The 15244-nt window shown below is 67.9% G+C and carries 10 protein-coding genes; 3 read left to right on the top strand and 7 right to left on the bottom strand.

Annotated features, from left to right (window positions below; genetic code table 11):
• Window positions 1-593: 593 nt before the first annotated feature.
• Genes ACJH6H_RS00710 through ACJH6H_RS00690 form a run of 5 tightly spaced genes read right to left on the bottom strand, consistent with a single transcriptional unit; the run spans window position 594 to window position 7148 of the window.
• The gene (locus ACJH6H_RS00710; protein ID WP_212807377.1) at window positions 594-1505 is read right to left on the bottom strand and encodes a metal-dependent hydrolase; all 912 of its coding nucleotides are present in this window, start codon (window positions 1503-1505) and stop codon (window positions 594-596) included.
• A gap of 34 nt (window positions 1506-1539) precedes the next feature.
• The gene (locus ACJH6H_RS00705) at window positions 1540-2280 is read right to left on the bottom strand and encodes a GAP family protein (RefSeq protein ID WP_406774039.1); all 741 of its coding nucleotides are present in this window, start codon (window positions 2278-2280) and stop codon (window positions 1540-1542) included.
• A 30-nt stretch (window positions 2281-2310) separates the two neighbouring features.
• Window positions 2311-4194 carry a propionyl-CoA synthetase gene (locus tag ACJH6H_RS00700; RefSeq protein ID WP_406774038.1) on the bottom strand — a complete coding sequence of 628 codons (1884 nt, stop codon included), beginning with the start codon at window positions 4192-4194 and terminating at the stop codon, window positions 2311-2313.
• The gene (locus tag ACJH6H_RS00695; RefSeq protein WP_406774037.1) at window positions 4191-5516 is read right to left on the bottom strand and encodes an aspartate aminotransferase family protein; all 1326 of its coding nucleotides are present in this window, start codon (window positions 5514-5516) and stop codon (window positions 4191-4193) included. Before ACJH6H_RS00695 ends, ACJH6H_RS00700 begins: the two co-directional genes overlap by 4 nt.
• A 51-nt stretch (window positions 5517-5567) precedes the next feature.
• Entirely contained in the window at window positions 5568-7148 is a 1581-nt protein-coding gene (locus ACJH6H_RS00690) for an APC family permease (protein WP_406774036.1), read from the bottom strand.
• Between the two features lie 342 nt (window positions 7149-7490).
• Between ACJH6H_RS00690 and ACJH6H_RS00685 the strand changes: the two genes are divergently transcribed.
• Genes ACJH6H_RS00685 through ACJH6H_RS00675 form a run of 3 tightly spaced genes read left to right on the top strand, consistent with a single transcriptional unit; the run spans window position 7491 to window position 10110 of the window.
• Window positions 7491-8507 carry a phosphotransferase enzyme family protein gene (locus ACJH6H_RS00685; RefSeq protein WP_406774035.1) on the top strand — a complete coding sequence of 339 codons (1017 nt, stop codon included), beginning with the start codon at window positions 7491-7493 and terminating at the stop codon, window positions 8505-8507.
• A gap of 16 nt (window positions 8508-8523) precedes the next feature.
• Window positions 8524-9300: a 3-oxoacyl-ACP reductase FabG gene (fabG, locus tag ACJH6H_RS00680; RefSeq protein WP_406774034.1), complete on the top strand. Its 777-nt coding sequence runs from the start codon at window positions 8524-8526 to the stop codon at window positions 9298-9300.
• Window positions 9301-9324: 24 nt separating this feature from the next.
• Window positions 9325-10110 carry a GntR family transcriptional regulator gene (locus ACJH6H_RS00675; RefSeq protein WP_212807384.1) on the top strand — a complete coding sequence of 262 codons (786 nt, stop codon included), beginning with the start codon at window positions 9325-9327 and terminating at the stop codon, window positions 10108-10110.
• Window position 10111: 1 nt separating this feature from the next.
• Here ACJH6H_RS00675 and ACJH6H_RS00670 read toward each other — a convergent pair whose 3' ends face one another.
• Both ACJH6H_RS00670 and ACJH6H_RS00665 read right to left on the bottom strand, forming a co-directional pair.
• Window positions 10112-10822: an MBL fold metallo-hydrolase gene (locus tag ACJH6H_RS00670; RefSeq protein ID WP_406774033.1), complete on the bottom strand. Its 711-nt coding sequence runs from the start codon at window positions 10820-10822 to the stop codon at window positions 10112-10114.
• A gap of 9 nt (window positions 10823-10831) precedes the next feature.
• Window positions 10832-15178 carry an amino acid adenylation domain-containing protein gene (locus ACJH6H_RS00665; RefSeq protein ID WP_406774032.1) on the bottom strand — a complete coding sequence of 1449 codons (4347 nt, stop codon included), beginning with the start codon at window positions 15176-15178 and terminating at the stop codon, window positions 10832-10834.
• Window positions 15179-15244: the final 66 nt, after the last annotated feature.

The following is a 15244-nucleotide window of genomic DNA, read 5'->3' as shown; positions in this document are numbered from 1 at the left end:
GCCGGCATCGCGTGCCGGCTCGCGGTGGCGACCGGACGCGTTCAGGAGGACGGGACGGTCACGCTGCGCTTCGTGCTGTCGCGGCGGACCGAGGGCGATACCCGCGCCAATGCGCTGACGAGTGCCGACGTCGTGGTCGACCCGACGCACGCGGCGAAGGACCTCGCCGACATCCGCGCCAAGATCACGCGCGCCACCCTCGAGACCATCGAGAACCCTGACGAAGAGGCCCTGGCGCCGACGGCCCTGGCGGCGGTCACGCCGAAATGGGCGGTCCGGAAGTTCGGTGCGCTGGCAGCAGGCGGCGCCGTCCTGCCGGTCACCTGCTCCAACGTCGGTGACGTGCCGGCGGCGGTGAGCCGGCCCGACGGCACAGAGGCTGACTACCTGTCCATGCGATCGGTCGAGCCCGACATCACGAAGGGCCTGCTCGAGGCGATGGGCGGCCAGATGTTCCTGTCATCCGGGCGCGCCGGCGGGAAGATGTCGATCAGAATCTCCGCCTATCTCCCGGGCCGGCTCGACACCCGGGAAGCGTTGCGCGACACGGTGTCACGAGTCCTTGCCGAATTCGATCTGGATGCGCAGATCGACTACTGACCGCCTGCCGCGGCCTGCTCCCGGGCAGCACGGGCCACTGGCGAGTACTCCAGGTAGTCCAGCGCCATCTGTGTCGACGCCTCCGCGTTGGGGTGATAGCCGGGCCGGATGTAGCGGAACGGCACCGTCACCATGAGCAGCCAGGGACCGGGCACCCGGTACTCCCGCGAGGCGCGCAGCCAGTCGCGGAACCGCGGCTTGGCGGAGATGGTCGGGTCGGCGTTCATGAGGTACCGCATACCCCGGTACCACGTGAGCAGGAACCCGGGCGCGGTGAGCAGCATCGTCACCGCCCGCATGAGGTAGTTGCCGCACAGATGCTGGTAGATGTCGAACACCAGCGCGCGGTGTTCGATCTCCTCTGCCCCGTGCCAGCGCAGCAGATCCAGCATGGTCGGGTCGGCGCCGGCGTAGTCGAGGCCGCGGTTCTGGATCGTCCACTGGCCCAGCGCCGCGTTGAAGGGTTCGAGGGCCGCGGCCACCGCCAGGCGCTGGTACAGCGCCCACCGCTGCACCACCCGCGGCAGTCGTGACTGTTTGGCAGCGGCCTTGTCACCCACCGCGGGCAGTTCGGTGGACATGGTGCCGGTGAACGGCGTGGTGTCGATGCCCTGTTCCAGCAGATGTTGCAGCACCATCTGGTGCGCCTGGGCGTGCCAGCCCTCCTGCTGCACGAACGGCTTGATCGCGGCTTTCATCTGCGGGTCGTCGACGAGCGGTTCGGCCTCGTTGACGACCTGGATGAACCAGCGCTCACCGGCCGGCAGCATCAGGTGCAGCACGTTCAGCATGTGGGTGGAAAACGGATCGCCGGGAACCCAGTGCAGCGGCGTGTCCGACCAGTCGAAGCGGACCTTTCGGCGGTGGGTCGGATATCCGTCGTGGTGGACCTCGTGATCAGCCATCCCCACTCTTTTCCCAGTTGGAGCGGCTTTAACCCTACGCCAACAACCCCGCACCCTGCGCGATGAACGCCAGGCCGACGAGCGTCACGATCGCCACCACGATCTGTTGCCGGTAGCCGCCGACCCAGTCGTGCACTTTCCGCAGTGCCGCTTGGGTTTTCGCCGGTGCGACGACATTGCAGAGCAACACCACCTCGACGACGGCGAGGCTGACGACGATGAACACCAGCGCGACGGCGATCTGTGTGCCGATGGCGGCGCCCGACGCCAGGATCGTCGTCAGCGCGAACAGCACCAGCGACGGGTTCGGGCCGGCCCAGAAGCCGATCACCGCCGCGACCCACAGCGCCCCGCTCTCCCAGGCGCGTTGCGCGCGTCCCAGCAGGCCGCCCCGCGGCGGCGCGTCCGGGTCCCTGTGCAACAACTTCGAGACGGGTGAGACGTCGTCGTCCGGTGTGCGCCGGCGCGTCACCATCCGCACCGCCGTCACTGCCGCGATGACGAGCAGCAGCACGCCGACGGCCACCTGGAGGTGCCGCATCGTCGCGCTCGCGGTGGTGCGCGGGTTGGCCAGGTCGTGCACCCACGCCAGGTCGGTGAAGTGCAGCGCCAGCAGCGGAAGCAACAGCAGCATGACGCTCGCGGCCACGCAGCCGACCCAGTACACCAGCAGGTTCTGCGCCGGGCGCGGCCGGGAGATCAGCAACAGGTTGACGCCGAGGCGCACCGGATCGAACGCGATCGGCAGTGCCAGCACCGCCACAGAACCCCACATTGCCGCCAACTTACCGGGCGCGGCGGAGTGCTAGCTGGGGCGCAGCACCGGGATCAGCGCGTCGATCACCGAGCTGTCCTCGATGGTGGACGGGACGACGTAGTCGGTGCCTTCGGCGATCTGCCGCATGGTCTTTCGCAGGATCTTGCCCGAGCGGGTCTTGGGCAGCGCGCCCACGACGGTGACGTCACGGAAGGTGGCGACGGCACCGATCTGGTCCCGCACCATCGCCGCGAGTTCCTGTTGCAGCACCCCGCCGTCGATGTCCGCCCCGGCCTTGAGCACGACGTAGCCGCTGGGCCGCTGCCCCTTGAGGTCGTCGTGGACACCGATGACGGCGCACTCGGCGACGGCCCGGTGGCCGGCGATGACGGCTTCGATGCTCCCTGTCGAAAGCCGGTGCCCCGCAACGTTGATCACGTCGTCGGTGCGGCCCAGCACGGTGAGGTAGCCGTCGTCGTCGACGTAGCCGAAGTCACCGGTGAGGTAGTAGCCGGGGAACGCCGACAGGTACGACTGCACGTAGCCCTTGTCGTTCTGCCACAGTCCGGCCAGGGTTCCGGGCGGCAGCGGCAGCTTGATGACGATGTTGCCCTCGACGCCGGACCCGACCGGATTGCCCGACGCGTCGACGATGCTGACGCGGTAGCCGGGTACCGGCACGGTCGGGGATCCGGCTTTGATGGGCATGGGTTCGAGCCCGCGCAGGTTCGCGCAGATGGCCCAGCCGGTTTCGGTCTGCCACCAGTGGTCGACGACGGGGCAGTGCAACTTCTCCGAGGCCCATTCATAGGTGTCGGGGTCCAGCCGCTCCCCGGCGACGAAAAGCGTGTGCAGTGTCGAAATGTCATGGCCCGCAAGCAATGACGCGTCGGGGTCGGCTTTACGGATGGCACGCAGCGCGGTCGGCGCGGTGAACAGCGCCGCCACGCGATGTTGCTCGATGACCCGCCAGAACGCGCCGGCATCGGGGGTGCCGACGGGCTTGCCTTCGTAGAGCACGGTGGTGGCGCCGGCGATCAGCGGCCCGTACACGATGTACGAGCTGCCGACGACCCACCCGATGTCCGAGGCCGTCCACATCACCTGGCCGGCACCGATGTCGTAGACGTTCTTCATCGACCAGGCCAGCGCGACGGCGTGCCCACCGTTGTCGCGGACGACGCCCTTGGGCCGCCCGGTCGTGCCGGAGGTGTACAGGATGTAGAGCGGGTCGGTGGCGGCCACCGGCACCGGAGCGGCGGGCTCGGCACCTGCGGCCAACGTGTCCCAATCGAGGTAGCCCGGATAGTCGGCGGCCGCCCCCGCGATCTCGCCGCGGTTCTTGACGATCACCGTGGCCGGCGCGGCGCTGGTCAGCGTCAGCGCCTTGGCGACGACGGGCAGGTATTCGACGGTGCGACCCGGTTCCAGACCGCCGGAGGCGGTCAGCAGCGCCACCGGCTGTGCGTCGTCGATGCGGGCGGCGAGTTCGTTGGCGGCGAACCCGCCGAAGACCACCGAATGCACGGCGCCGATGCGGGCGCACGCGAGCATCGCGATGACCGCTTCGGGGATCATCGGCATGTAGATCACGACGCGGTCACCCTTGGTGACGCCTTGTGCGGCAAGCACTCCGGCGAAGCGCGCCACGCGGTCGAGCAGTTCGGCATACGTGAAGGACTGCTGCACACCGACCATCGCCGAGTCGTAGATCAGCGCGGTGCGGTCCCCGTTGCCGGCCTCGACGTGCCGGTCGAGGGCGTTGTAGCAGGTGTTGAGCTGCCCGTCGGGGAACCAGCGGTAGTGCGGCGCCGCCGAGTCGTCGAGCGCCCGGGTCGGCGCGACGGTCCAGTCGATGGCCTGCGCGGCCGCCAGCCAGAAGTCGTCGGGCCGCTCGGCGGCAGCCTCGAACGCCTCACGATAAGCACTCACGCGAGCTCCTTGACGACGGCAGAGAACACCGTCATGAACCAGTCGAGGTCCGCCATCGAGAACACCAGAGGGGGTCGCACTTTGAGGATGTTGCCATGTCCGCCGCACACAGAGATCAGAACGCGGTTATCGCGCATCATGTCGACGATGCGCTGGGCTGTGCCCCTGTCGTGTTCCTTGGTGTCGGGGTCGGTGACGATCTCGATTCCGGTGTACAGGCCCGTGCCGCGGATGTCGCCGAGCAGCGGGTACTCCTTGGCCAGGACGCGGAGTTCGGCCCGCCACTGATCGCCCACGGCGACGGCGTGTTCGGCGAGCCCGTCGCCGACGATGACGTCGAGGACGGCCTGCGCCGCGGCCATCGACACCGGGTTGCCGCCAAAGGTGTTGAAGTACGGGGTTTCCCGCGCGAAGACGTCGAGAATCTCCGGGCGGGCGGCCATCGCGGCGACGGGAATGCCGTTGCCCATGGGCTTGCCCATCGTCACCAGGTCGGGCACCACGCCGTGCCGCTGGAATCCCCACATGGCCTCACCGGTCCGCGAGAACCCCGGCTGCACCTCGTCGGCGATGAACACGCCACCGGCGCGGTGGACGACCTCGACGGCCGGCCCCAGCACCGAGGGGTCCACGTAGATGCCGTCGGAGGAGAAGATCGAATCCAGCAGCAGCGCACTGAACTTGTGGCCGTGCCGCTCGAGATCGGCGATCGCGGCGCTGATCTGGTCGGCGAACCAGGTGCCGAGAACGGCCGGATCGATGCGGTAGGAGTCCGGCGCGCGCACCGTACGGACATTGGTGCCCAGTGGCACTCCGACGCCCAGCGACGGCGACATCGCCGAGATCAGCGCGCTGTTGCCGTGGTAGGCCTCCTCGGTGACGATGACGCCGGTGCCGCCGCTGTACTGCTCGGCGACCCGGACGGCCAGGTCGTTGGCCTCGGATCCCGTGCAGGTGTACATGATCGAGGAGATTTCCTCGGGGAATGTCGCCAGCAGCTGCTCGGAGTAGTCGAGGATGCCGCCGTGCAGATAGCGGGTGTGGGTGTTCAGTTCCGACATCTGCCGGGTCACGGCCTCGATGACCCGCGGGTTGCAATGCCCGACGCTGGCGACGTTGTTGTACGCGTCGAGGTACTTGTTGCCGTCGGCGTCGTAGAGGTGCGCGCCGGCACCTTTCACCAGGTGGACCGGCCGGTTGTAGAAGAGCCGGTACGACGGACCCAGCGTCGATCGCCGCTTCTCGACCATGGCATCGGTGGTGGGGTCGAGCTCTTCCCCGCCGGTGTAGCTGTTGGAGTCCATGATTGTTGAGAAAGCCATGTTCGTTGTCCTTGCGGTAGAAAGCGATCGGCGCTGGGTCAGGTCGTTACGTCAGCGTTCTTCGTCGAGCACGACGCGCCCCAATCGGTCGTAGCGCTGCGGGGACTTGGCCCGGAGCACCAGGGCCACCACGATTCCGGCGATGGCGGTGCCGCCGACAACCCAGGGAATCGACGCGAAGACGATGTCGTCCTTCGCCGTACCGGCCGCGAACGAGGCGTTCTTGATCAGCAGGTAGATGACGTACAGCATGCCGAGGCCCCCGAGGCCGGGCGCGACCAAGGTGCGGAACCAGTGCGCGGTCTCCGGATGTTGCTTGCGCACATGGAAATACGAGACGACCGAGAACGCCGCGATCGCCTGCACGATGAGAATGGCGGAGGTACCCAGCAGCGCGGCGAGGCCGTAGAGCCCGCTGTAGGGATCGCGACCGGAGACCGCGAACCACAGCACGATCACCAGGGTGATTGCCGTCTGCACGAAGCCCGCGATGTGCGGGGATCCGTGGCTGTGGTGGGTACGGCCAATGGTTTTCGCGGTTCTGGGCAGGATGTCTTCGCGGCCGAGCGCGTAGATGTAGCGGGCAGCGCAGTTGTGGAATGCCATGCCGCACGCGTAGGAGCCGGTGGTCAGCAGAATCTGGAACATGGTCACTGCCCAGCCGCCGAGGTGCTCGCGCACCGGAGTGAAGAAGATTTCACCGGCGGTGTTCGTATCCTGCGCCAGCGCAATGGATTTGCTGGGTCCGGTGCCCACGATCGCCAGCCACGACACCACGATGTAGAACGCCCCGATGCCGAGCACCGACGACATGATCGCGACGGGGATGATCTTCTTGGGGTTCTTGGACTCTTCGCCGTACATGGCACTGGACTCGAATCCGACCCAGGACCAGAAGGCGAAGAACAAGCCGATTCCGGCGGAGCCGACGACGGCCATGGTGCCCGCGCCGTTGACGTTCGGGACGACGGCGTCGAGCCCCTTGAGCCCGTTGATCGGGTTGAGAGATGACAGCGACCAGCCTTCCGGGCCACCGCCGCTGACGACGACGGAGCCGGCCATCAGCGTCAACATCACGATCTCGGTGATCAGCAGTCCGCCAAGCACTTTCGCGGCCAAGTTGACATCGAAGTAGGTGAGCACCGCATTGGCGACGATCATCACCACGGCGAACAGCAGCCACGGCAGGTGCACGTTTAACAGTGATGCGAACAGATCCCGCGAGAAGAACGAGAAGATGCCGACCAGGGACGCCTCGAAAACCACGTACGCCAGGACCGTCAGGAAGCCGGCCGACAGACCGAGCACCCGTCCGAGTCCGTGCGAGATGTAGCCGTAGAACGCCCCCGTCGCGGTGATGTGCTTCGACATCGCCGCGTATCCGACAGCGAACAGGCCAAGCACGATCGTCGCAATCAGGTACCCGGCGGGGGCGGCCGCACCGTTACCGGACCCGACGGCGATCGGGACGTTGCCGACCATCGCGGTGATCGGGGCGGCGGTGGCCACCGCCATGAACAGCACGCCGATCAAGCCGACGGCGTTGGGTTTGAGGCGCTGCACGCCGGGGCCGCTGTCGGGCGGCGCCGATGTCACCGGGGCAGTTCGTGGGTGGTCGTCGATTTCACTCATGGGTGCTAACCGATCCGATCTGATGGGAGATGGGTCCGGGCCACGCTGGCCGGTTTTGGGTTTATTTGGTCTGCTCCGTCGAGCGGCACTTCAGCTATCCGATGGACCAATGGACCCCCACGCCATCGGCACACGGCTATTGGTACCAGACCACTCCAGCGCGGTCAATACCCGTACTACCTGCGTATTTCCTGTGGTCCGGGCTAAAAGAGCGCCATATTTCCGGCCCGTAAAACCGTCGTTACCAATTTTCGGTTTTGGTTCACTTTCGATCCGAAGTGCGGTAGAACTGACCAGACCAAATAGTGACCGTGCCCACACCGCCAGTTCAGGAGAGCCACAATGAGCGACATGGCCGCCACCGACTACGAACGCTTCGCGCACGCCGCGCTCCCCCACTATGGACTCGATTCGGCGACTGTGACGCTGCTGAGCTACTCGGAGAACGGCCCCTTCCTGGTGGAATCGGAGACCGGCCGCCAGGTCCTGCGCGTGCACCGGCCGGGCTACCACTCGCTGGCCGCCATCGAATCCGAACTCGACTGGATGGAAAGCCTGCGCCGCGACTCCGCCATCACGACGCCGCAGGTGATACCCGCTCCCGACGGGCGCCGCGTCGTGGAGGCCCGCATCGGCGACGAGACCTACCTCGTCGACCTGTTCACCTTTGTGGAAGGCACCATCGCCGAGGACGACGCCTCCGACATCAGCTTCAGTGAACTGGGAGCCATCACCGCGACTCTGCACGAGCACGTCCAGAACTGGCAGCGACCCGAGGCCTTCACGCGGTTCCGGTGGGATCTCGACACCATGCTCGGCGCCGCCGGGCGCTGGGGTGACTGGCGGGACGCGCCTTCCCTCTCGGCCGCGGATGCCGCCGTCATCGAAGAGGCCGAACGCAAGGTCATCGAACGCCTCACCGACTACGGCATGGGCCCCGAGCGCTTCGGGCTCGTCCACGCCGACCTGCGGATGTCGAACCTGATGGTGCACAAGGGCAAGATCACCGTCATCGACTTCGACGACTGCGGCTGGTCGTGGTACCTCGCCGACCTGGGCGCGGTGGTGTCGTTCGTCGAGGACACCCCGGACGCCGCCCGCATCATCGACGAATGGCTCGCCGGCTACCGCACCGTCCGCGACATCCCCGCTGCCGACCTCGCGGAGATCCCCACCTTCGTCATGCTGCGCCGCCTGATGCTCACAGCCTGGATCGGCAGCCATCCCGAATCCGGACCGGCACAGACCCTCGGGCACCGATACGCCTCCGGCACAGCACAATTGGCGCAGGCCTACCTCACCGACCCATCGTGGTTCCGGGTTGATGTGCCCGCGACCGCTCCCACTCTCTCCCACTGACAGGACACCGCGCACCATGTTCGATCTCACCAACAAGAACGTCATCGTCACCGGCGCCACCAAGGGCATCGGTTACGGCATCGCCGCGGTCTTCGCCACCGCGGGCGCCAATGTCGCCGTGGCGGCCCGCTCACTGCACGACCTCGACACCGCCGTCTCCGGCCTGGACGGGCTCGGGTCCGGCAAGATCATCGGGGTCGCGGTCGACGTGGCCGATCCCCGGTCCTGCCAGGCGATGGCCGAGGCTGCCGTCGACGCCTTCGGCGGCATCGACGTTCTGTGCGCCAATGCCGGCATCTTCCCCGAGGCACCGCTGGCCACCATGACACCCGACGATCTCGCCACCGTGCTCGACGTCAACGTCAAGGGCACCGTCTACAGCGTGCAGGCCTGTCTCGAGGCGCTCACCCGCAGCGGCGCCGGCCGTGTCATCCTCACCTCGTCGATCACCGGTCCGGTGACGGGCTTCCCCGGCTGGTCGCACTACGGCGCATCCAAGGCCGCACAGCTGGGCTTCATGCGCACCGCGGCAATCGAACTCGCGCCCAAGCGCATCACCGTCAACGCCATCCTGCCCGGCAACATCCTCACCGAGGGGCTGCAGGAGATGGGCGAGGACTACATCGCCGGCATGGCCCGCTCCATCCCCGCCGGAACGCTGGGCACTCCCGAAGACATCGGCCACGTCGCCGCGTTCCTCGCCAGCGACGAGGCCCGCTACCTCACCGGCCAGTCCATCGTCGTCGACGGCGGGCAAATCCTGCCGGAATCCCTGGACGCCGTCGCCGGGTGACACCAGGTCGGTACGGTGAACGACATGGACGAGTCCGAGGGTGGCCCGGTAGCCGAGGATGTGCGGCGCCGCATCGTCAGCATGCTCGACGCCGGAACGCTCCGTCCCGGTGACCGTCTCGGTTCCGAACGCGAGATGGCCGAGCAGTTCTCCGTCTCGCGGGCGACGCTGCGCAGCGCCCTGGTTCCGCTGAGCCGCGCCGGCATCCTGGAGCGGCGCAGCGGCCGTGCGGGCGGCACGTTCATCAAGACCGTGCTCGTGGAACGCAACGTCGCCGAGCTGTCGGGCCTGCCGAATCGGCTGAAGCAGGGCGGTCATTCCACGACCCGCAGCCGGGTGCTGTCGACGGCCCTGCGCGGCGCCACGGCCATCGAGGCGCAACGCCTGGGCATCGAGCCCGACACCGAACTCGTCGTCATCCAGCGCCTGCGCTACGCCGACGGCTTCCCGCTGTCGGTCGACTGCGCGCACTTCCCCGCCGACCTCGTGCCGGACCTGCTCGAGCAACCTCTCGGCGGGTCGCTCTACGACATCCTGGCCGTCCGCTACGACCTGCGGCCGGTCACCTCGGTCGAGAGCATCGAGGTCGTCAGCGCCAATCCCCGTGAAGCGTCCTGGCTCGAAATCCCGACGCGCACTCCCCTGCTGGCGATGACGCGTGTCGCCTCGGATGCGGGCGGGCGGCCGTTCGAATACTCCGAGGATCTGTTCCGCGCCGACCGGGTCCGGCTCGTCGCCAAGACCTCCGCACTGGCCGAACGCGAGACCCTCGGCACCGACGGCCGCGTCGAGCTCACCGTCACGGCCTGACTCAGGCGAACAGGTCGACGGCGGCGGCGATGCGGGCCGCGGCGTCGCCGACGATCGCCTCACCGTGGCCGAACCCGGCGATGCGGGCGCCGGTCGCCGCGATGATGCCGGCGGCCCGGACCGCGGCGGGCCGGTCGGTGTTGAAGACACCCACGGCCACTTGACCATTCACCTCGGCGACGGCGTCGCCGGTCAGGACGGCATCATCGTCCGGGAGATACAGCGCGATGCTGCCCGGAGTGTGTCCCGGTACGGCGATGACGCGGGCGCCGCCACCGAAGTCGAGGACGTCGCCGTCGGTCACGGTGCGGTCGACGCGGCAGGCCGGACCGTGCGGTGCGGCGTCGAAATCCGGCCGCAGCGTTCGCTCGGCGTCGGTCAGCACCGGTATCGGACCGGCGTCGTCACCCGTGATGTACGACGAATCAGGCTCTCCGGCAATGACTTCGGCACCTGACCAGCCGGCGATCTCGGCGGCGGCGCCGCAGTGGTCCTCGTGAAAGTGCGTCAGCACAATATGTTTCACGTCGACAGGCCGGCGCCGCAGCGCGGCGAGGGCGTCGGCGATCAGCGCGGCGCTGTCGGGCCAGCCGGTGTCGATGAGCGTCACGCCGTCGGCGTCGAGGCGCAGGTAGCAGTTGAGCAGATGTGCCCGCTCGCCAGGGATCCGCAGCCGGTACAACGTGGGCGTCAGCGCGAGCAGATCGGCCATGCCCCCACGCTAGCTCAGGGCGGGCGCCGGGTTCCGCTTGGCTCGCGACGGCCACCAGTTGTACTTGCCGACCAGCACGGCCAGCGCCGGCACGGTGACGGTGCGGACGATCAGGGTGTCGATCAGCAGGCCGACGCCGATGATGAAGCCGCCCTGCACCATCGAGCCGATGCTGCTGAACAGCATGGCGAACATGGGTGCGGCGAAGATCATTCCGGCAGAGGTGATCACGCTGCCGGTGCTGCGCACGGTGCGGATGACACCCGAGCGGATGCCGTTCGGGGATTCGTCGCGGATCCGGGAGATCAGCAGCATGTTGTAGTCGGCGCCGACTGCCACCAGCACGATGAATGCCATGCCCGGGGTGCTCGCCGCCATCGGCTGGCCGCCGAGGATCTGCAGCACGATGACGCCGATGCCGAGCGATGACAGACACGAGAGGATCACGGTGCCAACGAGATACAGCGGCGCGACCACTGCCCGCAGCAACAGCACCAGGATTAGGAAGACCACGATGACGGTCATCAGCACGATGTACCGCAGGTCCTTGTTGAAGTAGTCGCGCAGTTCCGCGTAATACGGCGTCATGCCCGACATCGCGATCTTGGCATCGGCCAGCGACGTATTGGCTTGTGCGCCTTGCGCGGCGGCGAGGATCGCCTTGACCTGATCCATGGCTTTGGTGTCGTACGGGTTGAGCTTGGACTCGACCAGGTACCGCGCCGAATGCCCGTCGGGCGACATGCAAACCCGGGCCAGGTCCTTGAATTTGTCGTTGCCCAGGATTTCCGGCGAGATGTAGAAGCCCGCGGCGCCCGGCTCGGACGCGTGCAGTTTCATCGCCAGCAGGAATGCCGACGCGTGCGAGAGGCCTTCGCCGAGTTGCTTGGTCTGGTCGTCGAGGACACGCAGTCCCTCGGCGATCTTGCGGCTGCCCTCGGCCAGGGCGTTGGCGCCCTCCTGCAGGGCGGCCATGTTCTGCTTCGCCAGCAGCAACTCGGCCTCACCGAGCACGGCATGCTCGACGCGCTGCCGGAGAACCGCGGCGTCGGTACCGGCCTCCGCGCTACGAGCCAGCACGATGGCGGTCTGGAAGGTGTTCTGCAGACTGTGATTTCGGATGTCGCCGAGGAACAGGGTGCCGCCTGGCGCCAGGAGCTCCACCGCTTTGTCGATGACCTCGGTCAGGTACGCCGCATTGGGGAAGTACTGCACCACCGAGTTCACGATGATGGTGTCGAAGTGACCACGGGGCAGTCCGTCGGTGACGTGGGCGGCCCGCGCCATGAACTCGACGCGGTCACGCCACGGAATCTGCAACTCCCGCAACGAACGCGCCAGCTTGTCGACCGCTGCCGATGACACGTCGGTTGCGACGTACTGCTCGCAGTGCGGGGCGATCTGGGACAGGATCAGGCCCGAGCCGGCGCCGATCTCCAGGACCCGCCGCGGGCGCAGCGCCATGATGCGGTCGATCGTGGCAGCGCGCCACTGCTCCATCTCGGCCAGCGGAATCGGCTCGCCGGTGTAGCTGCTGTTCCAGCCCCGGAAGTCCGAACCGAACTCGGGCGCTTGGCCTTCCGCGTCGTCGGCGCCGTACAGCTCGTCGTAGATGTCCTGCCACTCGCCGACGATCTCCGCGTCGTGTTGGGTGTCGCGGCTGCCGTCGGTGGCGTGTTCGAACGTGATGTAGCCGACCAGTTGGGCGCCACCGGTGCCGTGATGCACGGTCGCGGCGGCCTGGCTGACCTGCGGGCAGGCCAGCAGCGCGCTCTCGATCTCGCCCAGCTCGATGCGCTGGCCGCGCAGCTTGATCTGGGTGTCGGCCCGCCCCAGATAGTCGAGCGTGCCGTCGGCGTTCCAGCGCGCCAGGTCGCCTGTCCGGTAGATGCGGCCGCCGGAATCACCGTGCCCACTATGCGGATTGGCGACGAACCGTTCGGCGCTCAGCGTGGGCCGGCCCACGTAACCGAGGGCCACCGCGGGGCCCGCCAGGTACAGCTCGCCCGTCACGCCCGGCGGCACGGGGTTGAGTTGGGCGTCGAGCACCAGGGTCCGGGTGCCCGCGATGGGCCTACCGATGTTCACCGGCCGGCCCGGCGTCAGCGGGGTGCCGGTGGCCCAGATGGTGGATTCGCTGGGTCCGTACGCGTTGAACATGCGGCGCCCGGGCGCCCAGGACTGCACGAGTTCCTCGGGGCAGGCCTCACCGCCGGTGATCAGGGTCGTCAGCCCGTCGAGCCGCGACCGATCCAGTGACGCCACCACCGTCGGGGTCAGCAGCGTCGCGCTGACCCGGTGGTGTTGCATCAGATCGACGAGCGCCTCGCCGGCGTACACGTCCCGCGGTGCCACCACCAATGCGGCCGCGGCGCCGGTCGCCATCAGCATCTCGAACAGCGACGCGTCGAAGGTCGGGGCGGCGACCATCAGCACGCGCGCTTCGGCGGTCAGCTCGTACGAGTCACGTTGTGCTGCAGCGGCACCCAGCAGGCCGGCGTGGCTGACCGCCACGCCCTTGGGCTCACCCGTCGAGCCCGACGTGAAGATGACGTAGGCGGTGTTGTCGACGGCCAACGGCGCCGGGCGCTCGCCGTCGGTGATCGGTTCGGCGCGGAAACCGGACAGATCCACGTCCGCCCGCAACACCGGACGCGGGCCCGCACCGCCCACCTGGTCGGCGTCCCGCGTCAGCACGCACGTGGCGGCGACCGAATCCAGCACCGTGGCAATACGTTCGACGGGGTGGGTGCGGTCCACCGGCACGTACACGCCGCCGGCCTTGAGCACGGCCCACCACGCCACCACCAGTTCGGCGCACCGGTCCATCGCGACACCCACGGCGCGTTCGGGACCCACCCCGTTCTCGATCAGCAGGCGCGCCAACCGGTTCGAGGTTTCGTCGAGCTCGTGATACGTCAGACTGCGCGCTCCGTCGATGACGGCGACCGCGTCGGGATCGACCGCGACGGCCGCGGCCAGCAGCTCGGGCCCGAGTCCGATCGGCGCCTGCACCCCGGCGCCCGACCAACGCCGCAATTCGTCCTGCTCGGCCTCGTCGAGGAGGTCGATGGACAACAGCTTCCGCGCCGGGTCCTCGGTCATCGCCACCAACAGCCGGCGCAGTCTGCCGATCAGCGAAGCGATCCCGGCTTCGGTGAACACCTCGGTGTCGTATTCGATGTGCAGCCCGAGCTCGTCACCCGGGAACGCCTCGACCGTCAGCGGATAGTGGTTGAACTCGCGGTTCGCGAACTCGGCGATGGCCAGGTCATCGACCCCTACGGACATCCCCGCTTCGACCGGATAGTTCTCGTACACGAACAGCGTGTCGAAAAGTTGGTCATGGCCGGCCACGCGGTGAATCTCGCCCAGCGCCAGGTGCTGATGGTCGAGGGTGTCGTTGTGCGCGGTCTGCAGCTGGTCGAGCAGGCCGGTGACGGTGGTGCCCGCGGTCAGGTTGGCACGCACCGGCACGGTGTTGATCAGCAGGCCGACCATCGATTCGGTGTCGCCGACATCGAGCTGTCCGAGCCGGGACCGCGCGGTACCGAACGCCACGTCGTGCCTGCCCGTCAAGGACGACAGCAGCACTGCCCACGCGCCTTGCAGCACGGTGCTGACGGTGGTCTGACACGAGCGGGCCAGGTCTGACAGTGCGCGCGTGGTCTCCGCCGGAACCTGGAACGACGCAAAGCCGCGTTGCCCCCGCCCCAACCGGTCCTGCAGCCGGTCCTGCGGGCCCACGAGCGTCGGCGTATCGAAGCCCGCGAGCACCTCACCCCACGCGGCGCGCGCCGCATCGAGATCGCGATCGGCGAGCCAGGTGATGAACTTCCGGTACGACGCCGCGGGCGGCAACCGGTGCCCGGCATAGCCGGCGAAGATCTCACGCAGCAGGATCGGCAGCGACCAGCCGTCGAGCACGATGTGGTGATTGGTCAGCACAAACCGGTGCCGGTCCTCGGCGATTCGGATCAGCAGGGCCCGGAACGGCGGCTCACCGGCGAGGTCGCCGACCGCGACGCGTTCGGCGGCGCACAGTCGCTGAATCTCGTCTTCGTCGAGCACACCCGTCGCGCCGAAATCGAGGAATTGCCAAGCGATCTCCGGCTCGGCCAGGATCACCTGCACCGGTTCGTCGAACTGCTGACTGAACGTGGCCGCGAGGTGCGGATGCCGGTTGACGGTGCGTTGCACGGCATCGCGGAGTCGCTGCGGGTCCAGCGCGCCGGTCAGCGTGAAATCCAGCTGCACCGAGTACATTTCGGCCGCGACGTCGGCCCGCTCGTGCGCGGTGCTGCTGTGGAACAGCAGACCCTGCTGCAGCGGCGTCAGCGGCAGGATGTCGGCCACGCGGGTATTGCTGCTGCAACTGGTCGATCTGCTGCTGCCCCAGCCGCGCCGGTGCGATGTCCGATG

The sequence above is a fragment of the Mycobacterium sp. SMC-21 genome (genome assembly GCF_045310825.1).
GTDB lineage: Bacteria > Actinomycetota > Actinomycetes > Mycobacteriales > Mycobacteriaceae > Mycobacterium.
Note: the sequence above shows the minus strand (reverse complement) of the source record. Positions and strands in the feature narration are given on the sequence as shown.